General features: G+C 67.5%; 17 protein-coding genes. 11 read left to right on the forward strand and 6 right to left on the reverse strand.

What is annotated here, in order from left to right; translation table 11 throughout:
- The first annotated feature begins 765 nt into the window (after positions 1 to 765).
- From CMC5_RS28735 to CMC5_RS28780, 9 genes are all read left to right on the forward strand, one after another.
- Positions 766 to 2,115: a carboxypeptidase regulatory-like domain-containing protein gene (locus CMC5_RS28735; protein WP_156338928.1), complete on the forward strand. Its 1,350-nt coding sequence runs from the start codon at positions 766 to 768 to the stop codon at positions 2,113 to 2,115.
- A gap of 130 nt (positions 2,116 to 2,245) precedes the next feature.
- Positions 2,246 to 3,697 (forward strand): signal recognition particle-docking protein FtsY, encoded by a 1,452-nt coding sequence (gene ftsY, locus CMC5_RS28740; RefSeq protein WP_245677796.1) that lies wholly within the window; start codon positions 2,246 to 2,248, stop codon positions 3,695 to 3,697.
- Positions 3,698 to 4,014: 317 nt separating this feature from the next.
- The gene (locus tag CMC5_RS28750; RefSeq protein WP_082363538.1) at positions 4,015 to 4,947 is read left to right on the forward strand and encodes an outer membrane beta-barrel domain-containing protein; all 933 of its coding nucleotides are present in this window, start codon (positions 4,015 to 4,017) and stop codon (positions 4,945 to 4,947) included.
- 53 nt (positions 4,948 to 5,000) lie between these two features.
- Positions 5,001 to 5,882 (forward strand): porin family protein, encoded by an 882-nt coding sequence (locus CMC5_RS28755; protein ID WP_245677797.1) that lies wholly within the window; start codon positions 5,001 to 5,003, stop codon positions 5,880 to 5,882.
- A 135-nt stretch (positions 5,883 to 6,017) separates the two neighbouring features.
- Complete coding sequence (locus CMC5_RS28760) at positions 6,018 to 6,797, forward strand: HEAT repeat domain-containing protein (RefSeq protein WP_245677798.1); 780 nt, start codon at positions 6,018 to 6,020, stop codon at positions 6,795 to 6,797.
- Positions 6,798 to 6,951: 154 nt separating this feature from the next.
- On the forward strand, positions 6,952 to 8,565 hold the full coding sequence (locus CMC5_RS28765; RefSeq protein WP_245677799.1) for a hypothetical protein: 1,614 nt from the start codon (positions 6,952 to 6,954) through the stop codon (positions 8,563 to 8,565).
- Between the two features lie 83 nt (positions 8,566 to 8,648).
- On the forward strand, positions 8,649 to 10,070 hold the full coding sequence (locus CMC5_RS28770; protein WP_245677800.1) for a cytochrome c3 family protein: 1,422 nt from the start codon (positions 8,649 to 8,651) through the stop codon (positions 10,068 to 10,070).
- A gap of 108 nt (positions 10,071 to 10,178) precedes the next feature.
- The gene (locus tag CMC5_RS28775; RefSeq protein ID WP_050433398.1) at positions 10,179 to 10,433 is read left to right on the forward strand and encodes a hypothetical protein; all 255 of its coding nucleotides are present in this window, start codon (positions 10,179 to 10,181) and stop codon (positions 10,431 to 10,433) included.
- Positions 10,434 to 10,510: 77 nt separating this feature from the next.
- Complete coding sequence (locus tag CMC5_RS28780) at positions 10,511 to 11,626, forward strand: hypothetical protein (RefSeq protein ID WP_050433399.1); 1,116 nt, start codon at positions 10,511 to 10,513, stop codon at positions 11,624 to 11,626.
- A 22-nt stretch (positions 11,627 to 11,648) separates the two neighbouring features.
- On the opposite strand, the gene CMC5_RS28785 is transcribed toward CMC5_RS28780, so the two are convergent.
- Positions 11,649 to 12,539 carry a diguanylate cyclase gene (locus tag CMC5_RS28785; RefSeq protein ID WP_425394842.1) on the reverse strand — a complete coding sequence of 297 codons (891 nt, stop codon included), beginning with the start codon at positions 12,537 to 12,539 and terminating at the stop codon, positions 11,649 to 11,651.
- A 179-nt stretch (positions 12,540 to 12,718) separates the two neighbouring features.
- Between CMC5_RS28785 and CMC5_RS28790 the strand changes: the two genes are divergently transcribed.
- The gene (locus CMC5_RS28790; RefSeq protein WP_050433400.1) at positions 12,719 to 17,035 is read left to right on the forward strand and encodes a sigma-54-dependent Fis family transcriptional regulator; all 4,317 of its coding nucleotides are present in this window, start codon (positions 12,719 to 12,721) and stop codon (positions 17,033 to 17,035) included.
- A gap of 100 nt (positions 17,036 to 17,135) precedes the next feature.
- On the opposite strand, the gene CMC5_RS28795 is transcribed toward CMC5_RS28790, so the two are convergent.
- From CMC5_RS28795 to CMC5_RS28815, 5 genes are all read right to left on the reverse strand, one after another.
- Positions 17,136 to 17,837, reverse strand: a complete 702-nt coding sequence (locus tag CMC5_RS28795) for an SCO family protein (RefSeq protein WP_050433401.1) — start codon at positions 17,835 to 17,837, stop codon at positions 17,136 to 17,138.
- Positions 17,838 to 17,848: 11 nt separating this feature from the next.
- On the reverse strand, positions 17,849 to 18,772 hold the full coding sequence (gene cyoE, locus CMC5_RS28800) for a heme o synthase (protein ID WP_425394843.1): 924 nt from the start codon (positions 18,770 to 18,772) through the stop codon (positions 17,849 to 17,851).
- Between the two features lie 404 nt (positions 18,773 to 19,176).
- Positions 19,177 to 20,445 carry an ICP22 family protein gene (locus CMC5_RS28805; RefSeq protein WP_050433402.1) on the reverse strand — a complete coding sequence of 423 codons (1,269 nt, stop codon included), beginning with the start codon at positions 20,443 to 20,445 and terminating at the stop codon, positions 19,177 to 19,179.
- Between the two features lie 115 nt (positions 20,446 to 20,560).
- The gene (locus CMC5_RS28810; protein WP_050433403.1) at positions 20,561 to 22,441 is read right to left on the reverse strand and encodes a prolipoprotein diacylglyceryl transferase; all 1,881 of its coding nucleotides are present in this window, start codon (positions 22,439 to 22,441) and stop codon (positions 20,561 to 20,563) included.
- Between the two features lie 302 nt (positions 22,442 to 22,743).
- Positions 22,744 to 23,589 carry an SDR family NAD(P)-dependent oxidoreductase gene (locus CMC5_RS28815; protein ID WP_050433404.1) on the reverse strand — a complete coding sequence of 282 codons (846 nt, stop codon included), beginning with the start codon at positions 23,587 to 23,589 and terminating at the stop codon, positions 22,744 to 22,746.
- 378 nt (positions 23,590 to 23,967) lie between these two features.
- Between CMC5_RS28815 and CMC5_RS45090 the strand changes: the two genes are divergently transcribed.
- The gene (locus CMC5_RS45090; protein ID WP_050433405.1) at positions 23,968 to 25,287 is read left to right on the forward strand and encodes a DnaJ domain-containing protein; all 1,320 of its coding nucleotides are present in this window, start codon (positions 23,968 to 23,970) and stop codon (positions 25,285 to 25,287) included.
- Positions 25,288 to 25,356 lie beyond the last annotated feature (69 nt).

A 25,356-nucleotide genomic window follows, 5' to 3' on the forward strand; every position in this document is an offset into this window, starting at 1 on the left:
GCCCACGACGTCATCTTTTTACGAAGTCAAGCCCTCCAACATACTGCCACCGGCGACGATCAACAGAGGGAAACCTCCACGCCAAGCATCACTGACCTCGTGCCCGGCCCCGTCATCCTCTCGGAGCTTTCGCTTCTCATGCGGTCGACGTGCTCTCTTTCCGAAACTCCTCTACACAACGCTTCAAGTCCTCGAGACGGGCGGCACACAGATGAAGTCGTGACGCGGGTCGAGGAGCCTGGAGCGGGTCTGGGGTAGCCACCGCACCGACATGGCATCGCACCAAGTACTTCCCTCCCCGACGCTGGTTGGCGAATACTGCCTCACATGAGGTCAACGTCACCACGTACTGCGCGGCGTGCATGGTGGACGGCAGCATTGAGCCTTGCTGCGGTGGCGACGGCAACTCCGGCTCGGGGACAGTCCAATGCTCACCACCGCGTACATGTTCGTGGAAGCTCTCAGCTCGAGGCTGTTTCATGGTCGGAGTCCAATACCTTCGTTCTGAGAGGGCTGCTGCTAGACGATGCAGGAGTTCCTATTTCCCAGGCCCCTCTCACCGTCGCTCCCGTCGGCAAGCCTGAAGCAGGCGCATCCCTGCCCCAAGCTAGTAACTGCTCAGTTCGTCTTCGGGGAGCCACCCAGGCTCTGCGTACCTCGTCCGAAGGGTACCTGGTCGAAACCAGCGAGCGCGGCACCTTTTGCATACGAGGGCGCGCAGAGCTGGCAACCGGCGGGCTACGTCTCCGGTTCGCTGGAAACAGTTTGTACGACGGCGCAGAGCGGCTGATCCAGCTCGAAGTCGCCGGCACATCGCTGTCACCCGTTACCCTCAGGTTCACTCCAGCTGTTGAAGAAATCGACCTGGATCGAGAGCAGACTCCGATCGTGGTCGCCCTTCACATCGAACGACGACAACCTCCCCATTTCGAACAGAGCGCGCTGGAACAACGGGAAGGGCTTGTCGTCCATCTAGAGGACGAAGCAGGCAAGAGGCTCGGAGAGGCCATCACATCAGGTGATGGAAGGGCACGCTTCGACCTACGCACGGCGGCTCTACCCGGCCCAGGACAAGGCGAGCTACGCGCCAGCTTTCCGGGTACCGAAGCGCTCGTTCGCGCAGTAGTGACGCAGCGAATTCTGAGATACGCACAGGCTTCTCTCTCTCTTGCTCATCCGATCGAAGCAGCCGACGCCGAAGAAGGTGTGGCCATCGACGTGTCGGCGTCATCATCACGTGGCCCCGTGGATGGAGGCTTGATCGAAGCCCTGCGTGGAAGCGAGATCGTTGGGACTGCCATGGTTCACAACGGTCACGCGCGACTCCTTGCCGTGTTCAGTCCGGGCCCGGATACCACCGCCTCCCTCTCGCTCCGCTATGTGCCGTCAGCACCTTGGTGGCGCGCTGGTGCTCCACTGCAAGTCGAGGCACCAGTCCGTGAACCCGGCATAGTTCGACAGATCTGCATCGGCGCTCTGGTTCTAGCGGTCGCCAGCTGGATCCTCGGCGGCTGGAGACGCGCCCCCAAACCTGCCGAGGCCACACGCAACGCGACCACTCCACTCGTCCCGACAGGCCGAGCTGGTGTGAAGGTCGTGAACTCCGAGGGACGCACGCGGGGATGGCGCGGAGTCATCACTGACGCACACGATGGCGCCTGCATCGCTGGAGCAACGATCATCATTGTCGCTCCTACCTTTGAAGGGGATGGGGTGGTCGCGCGCGCTTCATCCGACCAGTTCGGAGCATTCTCGCTCGACGCGGAACCACGACAGGACGCGCGACTGATCGTCGATGCGCCCCACCACAGCACGTACACCCAGGCCCTCCCGAGTCCGAGCACGCTGGCCATCTCGCTGGTCACCCGCCGCAGAACGCTCCTCGACAACCTCATTCACTGGGCCAGACGCCGAGGTGCCCCCTTCGAGACGTCTCCTGAACCGACGCCCGGACATGTCCGTAGAGCCGCCAATCGCTCCAAGGATCCTGATGTTGAACGTTGGGCAGGCTGGGTCGAGGAAGCAGCATTTGGACCCAAAGTGGTTGACGAACACCTCGAGAACGAAATCCGGAGCGCCGAGCCAGGTTTCGTCGCTGAACGAAGCAAGGATTAGAGAGACTTTCTTGGCGACGTTCCGGCAGATCTGAGGCTTCAAGCCCACGGGGGCCACGCCTCGTGTCCCGGCGCCGTTGACGTACGTAGCGCGTCCCATATAGTCGGCCCGACGCCGGAGAACGCCCAACGTGGAACCTTCCTATATCGTCGCGATCATCCTGGGGGTGATCCTACTCCTCGCGGTTATCTTCTTCCTCGGGAGAAAGAAGCCAGAGCTGCCCCAGGGGCGGCAGGAGTCGCCGAGGCTCGCAACGCCTGACGAACCAGCCAAGCCTTCTGCTGCCGAGAAGAAGGGTCGGCAAGAGCGTGCGACCGAGAAGCCCAAGTCGGTCAAGTCAAGCGAGACTCCCCCCGCCACGAGGGAACCAGCATCTGCAGGGCTCACCTCTACGGAACAGGTCTCGACCAAGCCTGAAGCGGAAACCCCTCCACCTCGAGAGAAGAAGCCTGAGTCTTCCGCGCCCGAGAAGGCCGCATCGGAGAAGCCCAGCACCGAGGCTTCACTCCGCGCAAAAACAGCGGAGGAGCAACTCGAGGAGAAGAAGGCCGAGCCCTCTTCGAAAAAGGCCGAAACGCCTTCCGAGAAAAAACCGACGAAGCCAGCTGTCGCCCCCAAAGCAGCCGCTCCCCGGAAGCAGGATGTCGAGGGACTGCGAAAGGGACTCTCCAAGGTTCGAGAGAAGGAAGGGTTCTTCGGTCGCCTGAGGTCATTGCTCACGGGCAAGAAAGAACTCGATCCCTCGATCGTGGAGCAGCTCGAAGATGTGCTGCTCACCTCGGATGTAGGCGTAAAGACCACCGAGGTCCTCCTCAGCGCCATCCGAGAGTCGCTGAGCCGACAAGAGCTCGCTGACGACGAGAAGGTATGGGAGGCCCTGCGCGCACAAGCCGCTCGCATTCTTCATGTCAGCGGAGGCGGAGGCCTGCGCCTCGATTCAAGCCCGACCGTCGTGATGGTCGTCGGCGTCAACGGCGCAGGGAAGACCACGACGATTGGAAAGCTGGCCACTCAACTCAAGAGTGAAGGCAAGACGGTCGTCTTGGCTGCTGGCGACACGTTCCGAGCTGCTGCAGTGCAGCAGCTCGCCGTCTGGGGGAAGCGGGTCGGCTGCGAGGTCGTCCGAGGCAAGGACGGCGCCAATCCAGGGGCGGTGCTCTTCGACGCCATACAGAAAGCGAAGGAGATCGGCGCAGACGTCGTCCTCGCAGACACGGCGGGACGTCTCCACACCAAGACGAACTTGATGGACGAGCTGACGAAAGTCGCGCGTACCATGACCAAGGCACTCGATGGAGCGCCCCATGAAACCCTGCTCGTGCTCGATGCGACAAACGGCCAGAATGCCCTACAGCAAGCCGCGATGTTCAAAGAGGTCCTTCCTCTCACCGGGATCGTCCTGACCAAGCTCGATGGGACGGCGAAAGGCGGCGTCATCCTGGGCGTCACTGCCGAGCAGGGGGTCCCGGTTCGATACATCGGCATCGGGGAGAGAGCAGAGGATCTGCGAGAGTTTGACGCCGACGAGTTCGTGGAAGCGATGCTCGGTCGCCCCTCCAAAGCCGAGGAGGCCGCCGCGTGAACCCGGGCATCATTCAGTCTCGTAACGTTCCGAAAATGACCTACTCTGGTCGAGAGGAGTTGTCCGACTACGGGGTCCAGGGCCGTGTCCAGGCGAGCATCGGGGAGCCGGTGGCACCGACCCCCCAGTACTTCTTCGGACAGGTTTACCAGCATGGAGCACCGGAGGATTTGGTTGTTGATCGCGCGATTTTTCACGTGATATAGTCCGTCCGGCTCGGCGCCAGGCCGATTTGTTTAATAAATTCGCATAGTTAGGGAGCTGTTCACCTCGGCGATGAACGCCCATACGTCGCACGGACTGCGAAAGGGATGGCGATGAACCAGGCTCGCGTGGGGCTTTTCATGGCGGCTGCGCTGCTGGCAGTGCCGCTAACCGCATCGGCTCAGCAACAACCAAAAGAGATCAACCTCGACGAGCCGGAGGCCCCCGAGGAGACGCCGGCCGATGTCCCCGTTGAAGAGCCGGCGGATGGAGACTCTGGTCTAGGTGATATCTGCAAGATTGATCCTGGAGCCTGTCCGTCAATTGACATGGACAAGGCTGCGGCGAGGGATCTGAAAGAGGAAGTCTACGCCGTTCAGCAGATCTACGCACTGCGTCGGCACCGCTTCGAGGTGAACCCCTACTGGGCGGTCACGATGAATGACCAGTTCGCGGGACACCCTGGTCCAGGGCTCGCAGTCAACTGGTACATTACCAATGTGCTCGCAGTCGGCATCAACGGTAACTTTTACGCTGGCTTGAACTCAGTCTCGGACTTCAACTTTCAAACCAGCCGAGCTGCGCGTGTTGGTCAACCGATCACCGAGTACGCTTGGAATGCGAACGCCAACTTCACGTACGTTCCGGCGTATGGAAAGTTCGCGGGTTTCGGGGATTTCATTTTCCACTACGACTTCTACGTCGTGGGTGGCGTCGGAGCGATTTCGACTCGCCCGATCGCCGTCGTGGACCCTGACAACCGTACGTTCAACTTCGAGCCGAAGATCACGTTCCGCGTGGGCGGCGGGTTGCGCATCTTCTTCAACCGCTGGTTCGCGGCGATGCTCGAGGTGAGTGACTACATCTTCTTCGATAAGCTCGAGAACCCGTCAATCGCTTCAGGTACTGACGGAGACGACCGTTCTAACGCTCAGAATCCCAATACCTGGCTCGCAGAGGGGACTAGCTTCACGAACAACGTCCAGGCGCAGGTTGGTATCTCAATCTTCCTGCCGTTCACGTGGGAGTACCGGCTGCCGAAGTAGGGCTGCGGGCGGAGAGAAAAGTTAGGGATGGTTCAGCCAACGACGGGGAAGGCATGATGCGTCGATTCGTCAAAGGCCTCTGCAGCGTGCTCGCGGCGCTGTCTGGCTGTGCGGTACTGATGGCGACCTCGCCGGCGGAGGCGCAGGAAATTCAGCTCACGGGACCACTCGCCGGTGCACCGGCAGTGCGCAAGCTCCGGCTTTATCGGGAAGGCCGCGTGGAGCTCAGTCCGAGCGTCTCGTTCTCTCTTCTCGATGAGTACCAGCGCACGATCATGCCAGGTCTGCGCGCCACTTATCACTTCACAGATTGGCTGGGAGTTGGCGTGTGGGGAGGCTTCGGCTTCCAGTACACGACCAACCTCACCGATGAACTCCAGGAGAAAGCAGTCAATGCACGCGACTGCGCCAACCGCGAGTTCACCAAGGCATGCCGGCTCACCGCTGGTAACTTGACGAGAGGGAACCTCGCGGAAGATCAGCTGGGTCGGATGCAGTGGATCGCCGCTCCACAGCTCACCTTCGTACCGTTTCGCGGAAAGCTGGCGTTGTTCGCCGAGCTTTTCGTCGACACCGACGTAAACATCTTCGTAGGACCTGCGTTTGTCGGTCTTCAGGAGAGGAGAGAGTGCGGCTCTTCGGGAACTCCCTGCTCTAACCCTGAGAGTTTCTCGTTGGAGAGTCGACTGGCGATTGCTCCGACATTCGGGCTCGGGATCAATTTCTATCCCACCAACTTCTTCGGATTTGGCGTCGAGTACCGAGGGCTTCCGTTCTCCTGGAACACCTCCGGGTTCGACAACTACGGTGGTGGGCCCAACGGCGATTTTCCTGACACCGCCGTGAACAGTGAGGATCGGCAGTTCTTCTTCAACAGCCTGCTGACCCTCAACCTCACCTTCTTCCTTCCCACCAAGGTGAAGATTCAGGACTAGGCGATGCCGAACTGACCGTGGCCTCCAAAGGTCGCGGTCAGGTGCTATCCTGCCCTCCGCCACAGGGACGACAGTCCCTCACCCAGTGTCTCAAATTCCATCTAGCTCGAGCGTTGCTCGGCACCGGATGGCGGCGTGCCGCCGGAGGTAGTGTTGGGTATTTTCGACTTCCTTCGCAAAAGTTCTGCGCCTTCGAGCGCTCCCCCGCTCGATAAGAAGGTCGCAAGCTACGCCAAGGTCGCTGCCGACAAGCGCGCGCAGGCCTACGATCGCATCGAGGCAATCCAAACGTTGGCGTCGATGAAGAGTGTCGACGCAGCGAGTGCCCTTCTGAAGCGATTCACCTTCACCATCGATCCATCCATCACCGATCAAGATGAGAAGGAAGTGGCCTTCCAGGGCGTGGCGGATGCTGGGAAAGGCGTCATCCCTGCCATCCGAGACTTCTGCATCAAGGCCGAGACCCTCTCATGGCCCATCAAGATCCTGCGCTCGTTGCTCGATGATGATGAGTACCGCGATGAACTCATCTCTCTGCTCGAGATGTTCGATACGGAGTACACCCGCAACGTTGAGCCCAAGCAGCAGATCATCACCGCGCTGGGAGGGCTCAGTGGTGGCGAAATTCGAGAGGCCGTCGAGCGTTTCCTGGATGACGTCAACGAGACCGTGCGCTTTCACGCCGTCCAGACGACCTTCGCCCAGGGGAGTGACGAAAGCGTCCCTGCTTTGATCAAAGCCATCACCACCGAAGAGTCGGTCCGCATCAAGAACAAGGTTGCGGAAGGGCTGATGGGTCGAGGCTGGATCATTCCTGAAGAACTGAGAAGCGCAGCACGAGAAGCCCTGAGGGACTCGGGTGGCTTCGTCATCGCAGACAGTGGCCGAGTGCAGCGCGGCTCCGGCTTCGGCTGACATCCACCACCCCGTTGACAGCGTCAGCTTAGCTGGACGACCATTTCTCCATGTGTCGTGTGCGCCAGCTCTTCGCGCTCATGAGCACTGACGTGGAGCTCGTCCTGGCGAGAAAGCGACGACGGTCGACATGACTCGACCTACGACGCCACGAGTGCGGTTCATCGCATTCGTGACCGGCGCTGCTTCCCTCTTCACGACACACCCAGCTCGGGCGGTCGATGTCGAACTCCAGTCGACGACGCTCACTCAGGCGTACGAGGTGACTAGCCCCTGGGGCTCTCCCAACCTGGATCGACGCCGGTTGCTTCAGACCATCTCCCTCGGGTTGTACAACCTTCAGGGTCAACACAGCCCAAATCGTCCCGACTACTCGGTGATGATGATGCTGCGGCTCGACGCTGACTTCGGCGCCAACGCCCATCTCTCCGGCGCAGATGCCGGCGGTGAGACGGACTATGCGCGCGGCGGCGGCGCCCGCTACCTACCTGGCTACCAAGCCGCCTTGGTCGACGTGATGTTCGGCTACGTCGAAGGCAAACGCCTCGCCGACGGCTGGCTCGGGTTCCGGCTGGGGCGCCAGTACATCGTCGACGCTCTCGGCTGGTGGTCCTTCGACGGAGCCCGTGTGCAGCTGACCACCCCCTACTTCGTGCAAGCCGAGATCTACGGCGGATTCGAACAGCGCGGTGGCCTCCCCCTCTCGACATCCCGGTATGAACCCCAAGGAATCTGGCGGGGCAGCCATGCCCGCTTCGGGGCCGCGGCAGGGCAACCGAACTCCACCACCTACCCGTCCTACCAGTTCTCCGCTCCCGCTCCTGCGTTCGGCGTGGCGCTCGAGACATCGGGCCTGAGCTTCGCCCATGGCAGGTTCACGTACCGACGCGTCTACAACACAGCGGCTTCCATCACCCAACAGTTCCCAGGCGCTTCCGGTAACTATCCCACGCTCGACGAGGTTCGCATCTCGCAGGAGCGCATCGGCTATGAACTTGGCGCCAACCTCCCCTCGGTGGGCGGGCTCAAAGGCGGCTTTTCCTACGATCTCTACAACCAGCTCGTCGGCATGGCACAGGGCAGCATCGACCTGTACCTCGGTCAACGCCTGACGGGAGGTGTCGACGTCGACTATTTCGTCCCCACGTTCGACGCTGACTCCATCTGGAACTGGTTCACGCGAAGCCCGATCACGACTGCCACGGGCCGCGTCAACATGCGACTCTCCGAGAGATTCGACATCGCGGCATCAGGGGGCGTGAGAAGCTGGTCCACCGATGCAGACCCGGAGAGCTTTCGTAGAGGGCAATGTGCCGAGCTCGGCCTCTCGATCTCCACATGTGACGGCGCCTTCTCGGAGACCGACTCACTGAAGAGCTACACCCGCGCAGAAGAAAACCGCACAACCTCTCTGAGCGCCGACGCACTTGCGAACCTGTCCGGACGCTACCGCCTCCTCAGCGCAGAACTCGGCCTGCGCGCCATGCTGCAGGCCGGAAAACAAGGTCGCCGCCTTGGAGCCGATCTGAGCGGAGAGAAGCGGCTCGACGGCGGCCGCTATGCCTTCAACGCCCGCGTCTCACTGTACGACTGGGACGACCCACTGCGCCCTGATCGCAGCGCGACCTCGTTCATGTATGTGCTCGGCGCCGGTTACCGGCTGCTCCAGATGGCGGACATGCGCCTGGAGTGGGAGCACGACATGAACCGCTTGGTCGGCCACCGATTCCGTGTGCTCGGGGCACTCTCTCTTCGGGTCTCGCGATGATGGCCGACCAGCGAAGCACCACCCAGAGCGGAGCCTCACGAGCGGAGCACCCCCTCCCCGCATGGCTCGCCTTGCTCGTGTGCATGAGCGCCCTGGTCCTGGCGCTGCTCTCCCCCACCGCCGCGGCCCAGTCGCGCCCATCACAGCAGGCCACAGGTGACGCCGACACATCGTCCCCAAGCCCCTCTTTCCACGCCCCCTCCAGCGTCGCTCCTGCCCTCCCTTCCCCTCCAGCGGCGGCTCCCCCCTCGGCGCCTTCTCCCCCCCCTCAGCCCGCGCAGGCGCCTCCTTCTGACGCCTACAACTCGGGCCTCTCCCCCTTTCCTGGCGACGCCGAAGTGCCCCTCGCCTTCATGCCCCCTGGCACCGCCGTCAGCCCCGTCCCCAGCGACGAGATCTTCCCGCCTCAGACCATCCCCCTGCGCTTCAACCACAGGAAGCACGTCCAGGAACTGAAGCAGCCGTGCAAGTCATGCCACGCGGCAGCCTTCACCAGCCGAACCGTCACCGACCGCCTCCTCCCTGCAGGCACCCAGTGTGACAGCTGCCATGACGTCGATCATCGAGACCTGAACCACGTCGAAGCGGGAACAGATGCCAACGGCCAGTGCTCTTACTGCCACCTCGGCGAGAACGCCGGCGCAGGGGGCAAGGTCGCGCACGTCGTGATTCCACACGCCAACCTCCGCTTCCCCCACGACAAACACCTCGCCCGCAACATCCAGTGCGGCCAGTGTCACGGTCAGGTCGGTGAGCTGGAGCTGGCCACACGGGATCAGCTTCCGCGCATGGCGGGATGCTTCACGTGCCACAACATGAGTGGCGCAGCGCAAGGCGAAGCCAAGGGTGAGTGCACCGTCTGTCACCTCACCCAGCCGGACGGCCGCCTCGTGCAGTCCTTCTCCACGGGCGACCTCTTGCCGCCCCGCTGGCTTCACAACGCAGCGCATACAGCCGACTGGATCGAGCGGCACAAGATCGTTGCAGGCGCCAACAGCGAGCTCTGCGCCTCCTGCCACTCCCCTCAATACTGCGCGGATTGCCACGATGGCCGAGTCCGACCGCGCAAGGTGCATCCGAACGACTGGCTATCGATGCATCCCCAGGCAGCGCGGCAAGACAACCCACGCTGCGTGAGTTGCCATCAACAGCAGACGTTCTGTGCGGACTGTCATCGACGCACGGGTGTCGCCCGCGACGTTGCCAGCGGCAACCGACCGGTCGGTCGAAGATTTCACCCACCACCTGCCGAGTGGACGCTCGCACCGCGTGGCGCCAAGCATCATGCTTGGGAAGCGGAGCGCAACCTCAACGCGTGCGTCTCGTGTCACACCGAGCGTGACTGCGTCACGTGTCACGCGACCAAGGGATTGTCGGGTGGACAGGGCGTGAACCCGCACCCGCTCGGCTTCGAGCACAAGTGCAGGGCGGCCTTCACGAAGAACCCGCGACCATGCCTCGTGTGCCACCAGTCGAACGACTCGTTCCTTCGGAACTGTCGATGAGAAGTCGACAGACGACCGGATATTCCTTGCGTCATCCTTCCGGCGGCGGGTATAGCCAAGGGCGCGTACCCCCTGCAATGGATGCCGGGAACGCCAAGGAGAGTGGGCGTGAAGGAGCTGATCAAGTACCTGCTCGACAATCTCTACCTCGATTTTCAGGGGGAGATCACCCTGGAAACGGTCCGTGGTTTTCTGCGGGAAGACGATGGCCGCGAAGCTCGCCAGCTGCTGGCGAAGCTGATCGAGGAGAAGGGCGTCGAAGATATGCTGATCACGCTCGCCGACTGCCTGAAGGAGCAAATCCAGTCGGGCATCAACGAGAAGGTCGTCCGCGAGCAGCTCTCTATCTACTCGGACAGCTGACCTCGACACCACGTCTCGTCCTTCGGTTCGCCTTCTCCCTCGCGACCCTCACCCCGACGACGGGCTGCGACTGGGGAATGACCGGCTCCCAGCCTCCGGACCTCACGCCACTCACACTCCTTGAGGTCCGCGCGACCACAGACCTCGACACAGCCCTCGAGCCTCGACGCAACCCACTCGCTGCCGACGGCTCGACGCGCGTCCTCCCGACCGCGAGCTTCATCCTGAAGTTCGACCGCTTCCTCTCCCCCAGCACTGCGACCAGACAGTCCGTCTGCATCCACTCCGCGCTGACGGCCTCCATCCGCACCTCCTCGGAGTGCCAGCAGCTCCCAGCCGCGACCCGACTGCTCCTCGAGCCCACGTACAACCCCGTCGAGCGAGAGGTGATCTACCGGCAGCGACCGGACCAGCCACCTCTGGCTCCCGGACAGAAGTACCGACTCATTGCGTTCCGACCCTCCGATGAGGACGCCTCTGGCTTCAGAGCCTTCGACGACGCTCCCCTGCAAGCCACCCGGCAGTTCGACTTCTCCGTGCTCCCAGAGAGCCCCCCGGGCGCGACCCAGGAGCGCCTCCCTCAGAGCGACTTTTATTGTCGCCGCGATCCAGCATGCCTCGCGCAATGCACCGACGATGCCTGCCGACAGCAGTGCACGCTCTGGGGATCGGGTGTCGAGCCCTACCTCCGGCGCTGCTCCTCGGGGGCTGGCTGCCACGCCTCACCGGACACGGCGGGCTCCGGCCTCAGCCTGCTGAACAGCGATCTCATCCAGCGCACGGCCATCGGCAAGACTGCGCACCAGACGCAGACGGGCGAGCATGCCGACGAACCCGAGTTCAGCCCGCGTCGGTTCGGCCGCGCCATGCCCATCATCGATCCACAGAACCCGGGCAACAGCTACCTGCTCTACAAGCTGCTCATCGGCCCGAACGCCATCGATCATACCCTCGACCCCGACGACGCCATGCAGCTCGAAGGCGAACTCGCACGCCTCCACACCTCCGTCGTCGTCGGCCTGCCGATGCCCCCGCAGCGCACGCCCTCGTTCTGGTTGCACGACCCGAACCTGCCCGACGTAGACCCTGCCAGCATCGTCCCGCGCGTCGACGGCGGCGACATCGACATCATCACCGCGTGGATCATCCTCGGCGCTCCGATCCGCGACTGCGCCGAACCTCCCTACGAGTGAGCCGTGAGGCGCTGGTGACCCGTCAACCGATCACCCGGTTTCGACCGTCACGCTTCGCCTGGTAGAGCCGCTCGTCGGCCTGCCGGTACAGCTCCAGCGTCGAACAAGGCGCGTCGGGGCGAATGCTCGCCACGCCGAAGCTCGACGTCACAGGGATCTCCACCTCCTCGAACCTGAACGACGCCTCTGCGATCAAGGACCGGAGCTTCTCCGCCACCAGGCAGGCACTCTCCTGCGTGATCTCCGGCAGGATGAGCGCAAATTCCTCCCCCCCTACCCGCGCCAGCACATCGTCCCGTCGGATGTGAGAGGACACGAGCGCCGCGTACTGCCGCAGCACAGCGTCACCGGCGAGGTGACCTCGGGTGTCGTTGATCCGCTTGAAGTGATCGATGTCGAACACGATGAGCGACAGGTGCCGCTGGTACCGCGTCGCGCGAGAGACCTCACGCTCGAGCGCGGCATCGAACGACCGCTTGTTGTGGACCTGCGTGAGCGCGTCGCAGGTCATCAGCCGATAGATCTCCTCGTGGTACGCGAGTTCGATGTTCCCGCCTTGCATGAACTTGAAGATGGTCCGCCCGATCTTGAGCTGGTCGCCGTCGCGCAGCACCCGCTCTTTCACGGCCACGTCGTTCACGTACGTCCCGTTCGTCGAGCCGAGATCGCGCAGCAGATAGCCCGTGCCGCTCCAGCTGACGGATGCGTGCCGTCGACTCACCGCGTCATCGTCCAGAGGCACGTCACACTGCATGGACCGCCCGCATTCGATCGTCTCGGTACCGAGCGGCAGACGCCTCCCGAGATCAGGACCGTGACCCGCACCCGAGAGCGTGCGGATGATCACCAGACACGCCGTTCCAGGCCCTGCAGGCTCGTCCGAACCCGACGCAGGCGCCCCGATCGTCACGATCGTCCGACGGTAATCGGTGTCTGAGTCGAAGTCGGATTCGGAGTCTGACACGCCCCCGAAGTACACCAGAGCTGACCGCGGACGGCAACGCGCCCATCGCCAGGGCAACCGAGTTGACATCGCCCCTACCATTCTGGACTATTATGGGGGTGCAGCATCGCGGACATCCGTCATCTACGTTGGCATCTCGGTTCGCCTTGCTGGAGCGGGCGGGCGTGGGTGGCTCGGCGGAGGTGTGGCGGGCGACGGAACTCGGGACGGGACGGCTCGTCGCGCTCAAGCTGGCGCGGGAGGCGAGCGGGAGAGAGGTGCTTGCGCGAGAGGCGATGCACGCAGCCCTCGCCCCTTCTCCCCGACTCCCCGAGCTGCTCGACGTCGGCTGGAGCCCCGAAGACCAGCAGGCATATGTCGCGCTCCGTTGGGTGGAAGGCCGACCGCTGACCAGGGTGGCGGAGGGCACGGAAGACCCTACCTCCCTCGCACTTCTCATCGCGCGTGACGTCGCAGAGGCGCTCGCGGACCTGCACGCGCTCGGCCTCGCGCACGGAGATCTGAAGCCCGACAACCTCCTCATGACGCCGGAGAGGCGGATCCAGGTGATCGATCTCGGTCTCGCCTGTCCCCTCCATCAGACGGACGTGGAAGGAGCCACGCTCCGCTACCTCGCGCGCGAAGACGCAGACATGGGGGATGCGCGCGCGCGCGACCTGCTCGCGCTCGGTGTCCTGCTCGCAGAGATGGCCTCTCCTCGGGTCGCAGCCTCCAGCGAGCCGCTCCGCGAGGCCCGCGCAGAGGCGATCTCCCCGAGCGGACTGGGCGCCCACGGCGCCTCACCACAGGGCCTTCGGCTCCAGATGATCTGCCGCGCGCTCCTCTCCCCGAGCCCCGCTGCGCGCCCCTCTGCAGCCTGGGTCACGGACGCGGCCTCCCTCACCGCGCCTCCCGCCTCTCCCGACCACGACACCACCAGCGGGACTCGTGAAGTCCCGCTCCCTGGCCCCTCCGAGACGCGCCACGACGCCACGACGCGCCACGACGCCACCGAGCGCGACCGAAAGGAGCGCGACCCGAGGCGGATCCGCGCGACCTACCTGCGGCTCCGACGCATGGAACTGGAGCGGGCCACGGGAGCCCACGAAGACACCGCGCCGTGGCTCGGAGAGACAATCCAGCTCGTGCGGCGAGCGCGTGCGCTCAGCGGCGCCCCGTCTCCCGTCGCCTGCGAGCTACAGCCCCTCGACCACCACGGCCTCGCCCGCTGGTTGACGGCGCTGGTCGGACCGAGCGCCGCCGGGTGGCCGCTCGGCACGCTCACTGCGATCCCGGAGCGGACACTCGCCACGGCCTTGAAACACCTGGCCTACCGCATCCCGCCGCGCGCCTGGACCCTTGCCGACGTCGAGTCCGCGGCGCTCGGGAACGAGCATGCCCCCCGCCCCACTCCTGCCACGCTGACGCACGACGCGCCGCTCGACGCCGCCACGGCCGCCCAGCTCACACTCGCCATCACGCGCGTCCCCCCCGATCCCCTGTCGCTCGAAGCCATCGAGCGCCTCCCCAGCGTTCCCCCTGTGCTCCTCGTGGCCGCCGCCGACGCGCTCCGTCGCCTCGGCGAGGTCGGTCGCGCACGGAGCCTGGTGCTCCGTCAAGAAGCCACGAACGCACCAGAGACGGCCGCCCTGGCTGCCGAGGTGCTGCGACGGGCGGGCGATCGAACCCTCGCAGAAGTTCGCGCCGACGCCGCGCGCCGGACCAACACCGACCCGGAAGGCCGCGCCAGCGCGACCCTGGCTCGGCTCCGCATCGACGAAGGCCACCTCGACGACGCCGAGCGCCTCGTGGGTACCACCCTCACGGCCTCCTGTTGCGAGATCCGCGCCCTCTGCGCGATCCGACGCAGCGACGAGCCCCGCGCGCTCGCCGAGGTCGATCGCGCAGCGGCCCTCGCATCCACCGCCGAAGAGCGCGCGCGCGCCACCGCCCTCCGCGGCTATGCGCTGCACGGCCACGATCCCGAGGCGGCGCACGCGGCCTTCAGCGCCGCCGTCGACCTCGCCGTCCGCGCAGGCGCCGTCGTCGAAGAGGCCACCTACCGCACGGGCGAGGCGGCTTCCGCCGTGGACCTCGGCGAGCTCGGCGCCGCGATCACCACCTCCACCCGGGCGGCGCTGCTCTGGGAGCACCTCGGCCGCCCCGCCCAGGCCGCGCGCGCCTTGCTCGCCTGCGCTGCCGCGTACGCCACCGCCGGCATGATCCACGAGACCACGCGCGCCGCGCACGAAGCCATCGCCCGCGCCCGCGACGCGCACGACACCCATGCCGAGGCCTACGCCTGGTGGGCCATCGCCGACGTCCTGCCCTGCCGCGACGCCACCACCGCCCCCGAAGCCCCGACCGAACTCGACGAAGGTCTGCACGCCGCCGAGCGCGCCGCCCACCTGCTCGGCGACGTCGACGGCGACGACGCCCTCCGCGCAGGCGCCCGCCTGCTCCGCCACCGCTCCCTCACCCTCGACCCACGCCGCATCCAGACCCTCGACACCCTCGCGGGTGGCGACTCCCCGACGAGCACAGCAGCGCGCCTCGACTGGTGGGGCGCCCGCGCCCTCCAGCAGCTCCATCCAACGGCCCCCATCTTCCCCGAGCGCGGCGACCTCGTCCTCCAGGCCCTCCACGCCCTCTCCGGCGCCCGTGCCCCGGTCGCCGCCCGCGGCCCTGCCCTCGCTGCCGGCCTCGACCTCGCCACACGCCTCGGCGCCACCGAACCAGCCCGACGCCTCCTCGCCTCGCTGACCGACGTCGCCCACGATCTCCTCCGCCGCGTCGACCGCGCCGCCCTCTCCACCTTCGACAGCCAGCTCCCCGTCCCCCCCTCCTCCATCGCCGACGCCGTGCGCCTCCTCCCCTGGATCACCCGTGCGCAGGTCGCCCCCCAGGACAACCTCCGACCCGAGCAGGCCCGCGATCTCGCCGCCCTCGTCGGCTCCCTCGGCGATCGCGAGCGCCTCGGCCCCCTCTTCAACCGCGTCGTCGACGCCCTCGTGATGTGGACCGGCGTCGAGCGTGGCCTCCTCCTCCTCAAGGCCCCCAACGGCAACCTCCGCCCTCGCGCTGCCCGCAACCTCGCCCGCGCCGACCTCGGCCCCGAGCAGCTCACCCTCTCGCAGACCCTCGCCCGACGCGCCCTCGACGCAGGCGAACCCGTCATCGCCGTCGACGCCGCCGGCGAACTCCCGAGCCTCCACCACAGCGTCCACGCCCTCAAGCTCCGCAGCGTACTCGCCGTCCCCCTCATCGCCCGCGGCGAAGCCCTCGGCGTCGTCTACCTCGACGACCGCGTCCGCCGCGGCGCCTTCGGCCCCGACGAGCTCCGATGGACCCGCACCATCGCCGCCCTCGCCGCCCTCGCCATCGCCGACGCCCGCGACCAGGTCCTCCTCCGCCGCACCGCCCGCCGCGCCGAACGCGCCTCCGCCCGCCTCGCCGAAACCCTCGCCCGCCAGGAGACCGCGCTCGACATCGCCGAACGCCAGCTCGCCGAAGCCCGCGGCCACCGCGGCACCCGCCACCGCTACGGCACCCTCATCGGCGAGAGCGAGCCCCTCCTCGCCATGCTCCGCCTCGTCGATCGCGTCGCCACCGCCGACATCCCCGTCCTCCTCTCCGGAGAGTCCGGCAGCGGCAAAGAACTCGTCGCCCGCGCCATCCACGACAACGGCCCCCGCGCCGACAAACCCTTCGTCAGCGAGAACTGCGGCGCCATCCCCGAGAGCCTCCTCGAGTCGGCACTCTTCGGCCACGTCCGCGGCGCCTTCACCGGCGCCGACCGCCCCCGCGCCGGCCTCTTCGAGGTCGCCGACCGCGGCACCCTCTTCCTCGACGAGATCGGCGAGATGAGCCTCTCCATGCAGACCAAGCTCCTCCGCATCCTCGAAGACGGCCTCGTCCGCCCCATCGGCTCCGAGCGCACCCGCAAGGTCGACGTCCGCGTCATCGCCGCCACCCACCGCGATCTCGAGGCCATGGTCCGCGCCCGCACCTTCCGCGAAGACCTCTTCTACCGCCTCAACATCATCCTCCTCCGCATCCCACCCCTCCGCGACCGCGCGAGCGACATCCCCCTCCTCGTCCAGCACTTCCTCCGCAAGCACGGCAAAGGAGGAGAGCGCATCAACCGCGCCGCCATGGAGCGCCTCATGGCCCACACCTGGCCAGGCAACATCCGCCAGCTCGAGAACGAGACCCGCCGCGCCCTCGTCCTCTCCGACGGCCCCATCGACGTCGAGCACCTCTCCCCCGAGCTCACCCGCCCCACCGCCGCCCAGCCCCAGGAACTCGGACTCAACGTCCGCCAGCGCATCGACGCCCTCGAGATCACCCTCGTCCGCGACGCCCTCACCCGCACCCGCGGCAACCAGACCCAGGCCGCCAAGCTCCTCGGCCTCTCACGCTTCGGACTTCAGAAGATGATGAAGCGCCTCGCGATCGAGCTGTGACCTCCTCGCGGAGCGGAAGCGCATCGCGCGCGCACGCGGATCAGCGCACGACGAAGCAGCGCCTCGCGATCGCGCTGGACTCGGATCGCAATGCCCCGCCTCAGGATGCTTCGAGCAGCACCCCGAGATCGCGCAGCAGCTTCTCCATCCCCTCGTCGTCGGCCTGGTAGTAGCCCCGGATCGTCCCCTCACGATCGACGAGCACCAGCCGCTCCCCGTGGAAGATGTTCATGATCCCATCGCCGGGCTCGGCGCGCCCCATCGCGACCTTGAACCCCTGCACCACCGTCGTCTCGATCTGGTTCAGCGGACCGGTCAGGAACGTCCAGCGCCCCTTCACCGCACCGCTCTTCGTCGCGTAGCGACCGAGCACCTCGGGCGTGTCCGTCTCCGGATCCACCGTGAAGGTCACCAGATGGACCGCGTCCCCGTGCTGCTCCGTCCGGCGCTGCAGCTCGGCCATCCTCTCCGTCAGCTTCGGGCACACCGTCGGGCAGGTGGTGAACACGAAATCGGCGACCCACACCTTGCCCCGGAGCTGCTCCAGACCGAACCGCTGCCCCTCCGTGTCGAGCAGCTCGAACGGGGGCAACGGGAAGCGCACGTCGGGCTCGATCATCCCGCGGCTCCGCGTCGAGAGCAGCACCGCGACGGCCACCCCCGCGCACACCACCAGGAGCCACAGCACCTTCCGCAGCGCCCCGAGCCCACCTCGCCCCGACCCCGCGGACATGCCACCAGTCGCCCCACCGATCCCCTGCGGTGCCTCCAGCTCCTCGGATGGCATGCTGCTGCTCGACATCCCCTCTTCTCCTAGAACCCGGCCATCAGCGCCGCGAACAGAAGCACCAGGTAGATCATCGACCCGAAGAACAGCCGCCGCGCCCAGCCCAGCCCTGCCGTCGGCCGCAGCCCCGCTGCGCCCAGCGCGAAGAACCCACCCCCGAGCGCCAGCGCCGCCACCAGGTACACCGGCCCGGCCACACCCGACACCGAGAGCATCGCCGACACCATCACCAGCACCGCGCTGTACAGCACGATCTGGACCCGCGTCGCCCGGTCCCCCTTCTCCACCGGCAGCACGCGCATCCCTGCACGCCGGTAGTCCTCACAGCGGAACGTCGCGATCGCGAGGAAGTGCGGGATCTGCCAGAGGAACATCACGCCGAACAGCAGGAGCCCCGGCCAGTCCATCCGCCCCGTCACCGCCGTCCAGCCCAGCAAGGGCGGGATCGCCCCTGGCACCGCACCGATGGGCAAGGCCAGCGACGTCTTCCGCTTCAGCGGCGTGTACACCAGCACGTAGCTCAGCAACGCCAGCGCCCCGAGTGCGCCGGTCACCGCGTTCACCGCGAACCACAGCAGTGGCACCGACACCAGTGACAGCGCAATCCCGAACGCGAGCCCCACCTCGGGCGAGAGCCGCCGCGCGGCCAGCGGACGCTCACGGGTCCGCGCCATCAGCCGATCCGTATCGCGCTCGATGTACATGTTCAGCGCGTTCGCGCCGCCGACCACCAGCGCCGTGCCGAGCAGCGCCAGCGCGAGCGTCCCGATCGAAGGCACCTCCCCCCCGAGCGCGCGCTCGAACCGGCTCGCGACCCACATCCCCCCGAGCATCGTCACCACCACCATCGCGGTGACCCGGGGCTTCGTCAGCCGCACCATGTCGCGGACCATCGACGACGCTCCCGCAGGCGGAGGTGGAGCGTCACGGCCGTGGACGGCTTCGTTCATCGCAACGGTGGAAGTGGCAGCAGGCGCCGACGTCATCGCGGGCGGAGCCTAGCGCGACGTCCGCGCCCCGGGGAGCCACTTGCGCCCGAAAACCCCACGAAAAACGCGCCGAGGACGGTTGACTGGCCCCTCCTCGTCGACCGGCGCACACCGCGAAGCGCGGCGATTTGCCGCGGGCGCGGCGAGCCGCCGCGGAGAACGAACGCACCCGCGGCATGAAGCCCCACCCTCACGCGGCGTGCCCCCCGCCATTCCATCGCCCCTCCTGGATTTTCCAGAGACTCCACCCCGCTCGCGAGTCGCCATCGCCCCTCGTCGCGGCCCCCCACGAGACCACCACGCAGCCCACCGGCGAGACCCTTACACAGCACCCCCACGAGACCACTGCACGGGAGTCGACGACATCACCGCTCCACTCCGTCCTCCCGCACCTTTTCCCCGGCCCCAGCATCTCCCGCGCGCACGCCGTCACCGCGCACGTCAGCATCGCCGGAGCGCTCTCCCTCGCCGTCCCTCGCGCCGTCCTGCAGCTCCGCGTCCGGCTCCGCCTGCGCCCCTGCCCCCGGCTCCGCCTGCGCCTCCACGCCTTCCGCCGCAGCCGGCTCCTCCCCGCGTCCTTCCGCCTTCTCGCCGTGCCCACCACCCGAGGCACGCCCTCGGTCCGCACCGAGCAGCGCCGCCCACAGACCGCGCTCATCACGCGCGGCCAGCAGGATCCCCATCGACGCCAGCGACAGCGAGATCGCTCCCAGAGGCGCCCCCACGGCACCGCGCGACAGCAGCGCGAGCGCCACCACCGCCGACAGCGCCGGCGTCGGACGCCGCACCGCGAGGGCCAACCCCGCCATCACGAACGACAGCGCCGCCACGAAATGCTGCGCCCCCAGCGGCGCCGTCGGGAGCGGGCGCACCACCAGCCGATCCAGCATCCGGAACACCAGCAGCTCGCCAGGATGCACCTCGTTGCTCGCGGCACTTGCCGCGTAGCGCGTCGCCACGAACGCGAGCCCCAGCGCCAGCAGCACCATCGGGCTCAGGAGTGGCGACGACGTCGGCGCCTGATCCGACCCCGCGCTTGCCCTCGGATCCCGCCGCTTCACGAGCCCCGCCGCGGCGACCAGCGCCCCCAGCCCATCGAGCACGAACGCCGCCGTCGAGAGCCCCTGCGCGACGCTGCCCACCGCGACGGACGACGTCGCAATCGCGCGCACTGCCAGCAGCGCACCGGCCAACCGCAGGAGCCCCCCGAGCCCCAGGAGCCCGAGCACCAGCGCCGCGTGCCGCGAGAACACCGCGCGCCGCGCGTCCCATGCCGCAACCAGCGCCAGGGTCCCCACGATCCCTGCGATGAACACCGCCATCACCTCGGGCACCCGCTCGCGCCCCGACGCGTAGATCACCTCCAGCGCCACCAGCGACGACGTCATCACCGCGAACACCCGCAGCGCGATCGGGCTCCGGCTCTGCGACACCAGCGACACCAGCGACGACGTCGCCACCACCGCCAGCAGCGCGAAGAGCTGCGACAGCATCCCCCCCGCGCGATCGAGCTGGAGCACCAGCCCCTCCAGCCCCACCGTGATGCCCCCGATCGAGGGCGCCAGCATCTTCCCGATCAGCGTCGCCAGCACCCCGAGCGCCGCCAGCGGCCACAGGAACCGCAGCGCAGGCACCGCGGTCAGCGTGCGACGGGGCGCACCGTGGGCGGCAGCGCCGGATGCGCCGGATGCGCCGGATGCGACGGGCGAAGTGGACGTAGAACCGGACGTTGCCGCCTTCACGGGTCCTTCAGCGTTTGAGCGGCAACAAGGGGGACGACGGCGGACCACCCGGCGCGCCCTCCGAGGAACCGCGCGGCTTCTTCTCCGGCAGAGGCGTCGGCGTCGCTGGCTGCGCGGCGCCCCCCTTCAGCAGATACGGGCGCGCATTGCGGGTCGTGCAAGCGTCGAACGGATCGCGGTGGAACTCCCAGTGCAGGTACACGTTCCCGTCCGGGCTCACGATCGCCTCGGGCGCCTCGCCGAACGGCGACGACCGGTGCACCGAGTTCAGCGCCACGATGTCGAACGCCGTCAGCCCGCTCGTCCGGGTCACCCCCAGCCGCACGATGCGCCCCGTGTCCTTCGCCAGCACGATCTCCAGGTGCGTCACCAGGTTCGGATTGTTGAACGCATGCGACTTCGACAGGTCGTCCAGCGACGCCAGGAACTCCTCCGCGAAGATCGGGTGCAGCCGGTTGTGGATCCGGTTGATGTACGTCGCGAAGGGCACCCGCGCCGCGTTCAGCGCCGTCTGGTTCCCCACCTTGACGGTCGGATCGTAGTTCTCGATCGCCGCCCGCCACCGCTCCCACTTGTTCGTCTCCCAGGAGCCGCGGTGACGGCTCCGCCGTGACGCCCCCTCGGCAGCGCGCTCCCTCTTGAGCGTCTCGTGCCCCACCGCCGCTTCCACACCCGCCATGCTCAAGTTCAGGTTCGGTCCCCCCGGCGTCCCTGGTGCGCCGAGCCCGATCGAGCCCACCTTCACGGGCGGCTCGTACGGCTTCGGCTTCCGGCGACGCCCTGCGGTGCGGCTCTTTCCATCACCACCCGGGTTCGCTGGATCCAGCGTGTAGCCCCCCTTGTCGGCCGCGATCGCCTCGGGAGACGCAGGCCCTGCACCGCCCAGCGAACCCTTCTCCGCCGGCTGCTCCGGACGCGGTGCCTTTGGCCCTGCCGCCCCCTTCGGCCCACCCGCCACCGACGCGGGCGCGCTCGGCGGCGGCCCTTCCTTCTGCGCTGGAACAGGGGACGCCGACGGCGACTCCTTCGCCGGGTTGTGGTGCTCCGCCGTGCGGCTGTCCGGCGCGGCTTCACCAGGCGCCTTCGTCTCGTCGCCGGCCTTGTCCTCGCTCTGCGCGCTCTTCTCCTCGTCGCTGTCGCCGACCTTGTCCTTCGGCCCCGCGGACTGCCCTGGCGACGGCTTCGGATCGTCCTGATCCTTCGACCGGATCTGCGCCATGGTCTCTTCTTCGACCTTGTTGGCCTGATCCGCGATCCGGTTCGCGTTCGGGTTGTCCTCTTGCTCCTTCTCGACGTGCTGGCTCACCGCGAGGCGCCGATCGATCTCGATCGGATCGGGGGGCTTCGGCGGCTCTGGCTTCGGCTCGTCCTTCTTCGGCTCCGGCGGCGGAGGAGGCGCCGCGGCCATCGGAGGCGGCGGCGGAGGCGTGAGCGGCGGCAGCGCTGGCTTCGGCGGCTCCGGCTTCGGCTCCTCTTTCTTGGGCTCTTCTTTCTTCGGCGGAGGCTTCGGCGGCTCCTTGGGCTTCGGCTTCTCCTCCGGCTTCTTGGCCTTCGGATCGGGCACCGCGTTCGGATCCGGCGGCGCGTTCGGATCCGGCTTCGCGTCCGGATCGGGCGTCGCTTCCTCGTCCGCCTGGTCTGCGTCACCCTTCTCCGGCGTCGTGCTCGGCGGCGGCGGCATGTCCGGCGTCGGGTTCAGATCGGTGAAGATCTCGAACGTGGTGTCCGGGTGACGGAGCCCGTCACGCAGCGAGAACACCATCCGGCGCCACTCCGCCCGATCTTCGAGCTCACGCGCCACCTGGACCGCGCTGCCCCCGCCCGCCATGTGCGCCAGGATCGCCACGGAGACCCAGAGAGCGAGCGGGATATGGGCGTCACGTGCCATTCGGTATGAAGCTCTCTACCGCCCCCGCCCGTCGCAGCGCGCGCTAGGGTGCCGTCAACCTAGCATCGGGGTATGCCAGCAGCAACGTTCCAAGCGCACGCTGGCAGCCCTGAACACACACGGAACCACCCTCTCCAGGTCCACACCCGAACCTCGAGGTTCCCTTGTGAAGTCCACGCCTTTCCGGCATCGCTCTCCGCGTCGCCGGCGCGTGCCAGAGCCCGCTCCAGGTGCTGGCTTGCGCCCCGCGTCGGCGCTGCCGCTCGCCCGCCGCGGCCACGTCCCCCCGCGCCGCGCCTGGCTCACACCTTGACGATGGCGTCCCAGTTCTCGGCGATCTCCGAGGCCGTCCACACCGCCCCCTCGTCCTTGAACTTCCCGGGCGACTGCACGACTTTGTAAGCATACATCTGCGACCCGGCCACCGCGAGGACGTGCCCCGTCCGATCTGCGCACAGGTCCGATGCCAGGAACAACGCCGCGGGTGCGACATGCTCCGGCGTCATCGTGTCGCGCGCCGACTGGAACATCGGCAGGTCTTCCGTCATCCGCGTCTTCGCGATCGGCGCCACCGCGTTCACCGTGATCCGCTGCTTCTGCAGCTCGATCGCCGCCGTCCGCGTGAGCCCGTAGATCCCCGCCTTCGCCGCCGCGTAGTTCGACTGCCCGAAGTTACCGAGCATCCCGGACACGCTCGTCGTGTTCACGATCCTCCCCCCGTTCCCCTGCGACACCATCTGCCGCGCCGCCGCCTGCGTGCACAGGAACGTCCCCTTCAGATGGACCGCGATCACGCTGTCCCAGTTCGCCTCGTCCGTCTTGAGCAGCGTCTTGTCACGCAGGATCCCTGCGTTGTTGACCAGCACGTCCACGCGCCCGAACGCATCGACCGCCGTCTGCACGATCCGCGCGGCCCCCTCCACCGTCGCCACCGAGTCGAAGTTCGCCACCGCTTTCCCGCCGGCGGCCTCGATCTCCGCCACCACCTGACGCGCCATCGCGTCGTCCGCGCCCACCCCATCGCGAGCGCCCCCCACATCGTTCACCACCACCCGCGCCCCCTCCCGAGCGAACAGCAGCGCCTCCGCGCGGCCGATCCCGCCTCCAGCGCCCGTGATGATCGCCACCTTCCCGTCCAAGAGACCCATCGTGACCTCCACCGAAGCGCCCTTCGGCGCCCCTGCTCCCTTTGGCACCGAAGCCCCCCGGACGACAAGCGCACAAGGCGCCCCGTGCTGAAGCGCCTGACCACGAGCACCTCCCGCCCCTGCGCCAGCGCCCCCTGGACGACGGCCGCCTCGACCCGCAGCGCTGGCGCCATTCGACCCAAGGCACCTGGATCCGCCGCTCGGGCGCCCCTGGACGAAACCCGCCGCGACCCGCTGCGCCGACGCCCTCTGGACGACGGCCGCCTCGACCCCTGTGCTGGCGACCCCTCGCCTGCACGCTCTCCCCGCCGCGCCCCGCACCTTCCCCTTCGCCGCTTCTTTGTCCCGTGCTCCCCGCGGATGATAACGGCGAGGTCGATGCACCTCCCCAGCCGCTTGTCGACGTCCACCCTGGGCGACCTCCTCGGCGCGCTGTACCGAGACAAGACCACCGGCCTGCTCGACCTCTGCGAGCTGTGGACCCCCACGGGCAGCACCGTCCCTGGCCGCCAGCACCGCATCCTCCTGCACATGGGCCTCGTCACGGGCGTCGAGACGGCGTTCCCCGCCCTCCGCCTCGGCGAGCTCCTCGAGCGCCGCGGGATCATCCTCTCCACCGGCGTCGCGCGCCTCGCCGCGGTCACCGCCTCTCGCGCTGGCCGACTCACCGGCGAGCAGCTCGTCTCGTCCGGCCTCATCAGCCGCGACGAACTCGAACACACCCTTCGCACCCAGCTCCGCACACGCCTCGACGCCCTCTTCAACATTGACGAAGCGTCCATCTGCTTCCACACCGCGCGCCCCCTGTGCGACTCCCTCCGGAGCATCGGCCCCCTCGACCCCACCGAGGTCCTCCACGGCCGCGCCCGCGCCCGCGATCGCCGCCGCCCGGCCTCGCCTTCTGCAACCCCTCGCCCCCCGTTCGCGAGCAGCGCCGCCCCGCGCACCGCAGGCAGCACGCCTCCGCCCCCGCACACGGCACCGTCGCCCGCAAGCGCGACCCCTCGCCCCCCGCAAGCGACTGCCTACGCGACCGGCGCAACCCCGCGCCCCCCGCAAGCTGCCGCCTACGCGACAGGCGCAACCCCGCGCCCTCCACAAGCTGCAGCCTACGCGACCGGCACGACGCCGCGTCCCCCGCAAGCTGCCGCTTACACCACCGGCACAGCCTCGCGTCCCTCCTACGCATCCCCTCACACGACCGGCGCGACCCCGCGTCCTCCGAGCGCCGCCCCTTCTTCCACCGGCTACGCCTCCACCGGCTACGCCTCGACTGGCCACGCGTCCGCAGGCGCAGGCTACGCCTCGCGCAGCACGTCTTCCCACGCGCCCTCATCGCGCAACCCTTACGCACAGAGCGCTTCCTCCCCGCGCCCCTCATCGCAGAGCACCTCCGGGCAAGGCACCTCCGGGCAAGGCACCTCCTCTTCGCGCCCCTCATCCCACGGCGCCTCCTCGCGCAGCGGCGCTGGCGCAAGCTCCGCTCCTCCCCCGGGAAGCGCCCGTGCCTCTCGCCACGACGAGCGCAAGCGCAACGCCCTCCACCTCCTCGGCCTCGCCGAAGGCGCCACCGAGACCGACGTCCGCCGCGCCTTCCGACGCATGGCGGCCCGCCTCCACCCCGATCGCGCCACCACCGGCGACGCCACCGCCCGCTTCGCCGAGCTCTCCGCCGCGTACCACGTCCTCGTCGCGTGAACGCAGCGACACGCCTTCACGGATCACCGACGCGAGACCTCAGCGACTTCGCGCACTCCCTGCGGCACC

This window comes from Chondromyces crocatus (assembly GCF_001189295.1).
Classification (GTDB): Bacteria; Myxococcota_A; Polyangia; order Polyangiales; family Polyangiaceae; genus Chondromyces; species Chondromyces crocatus.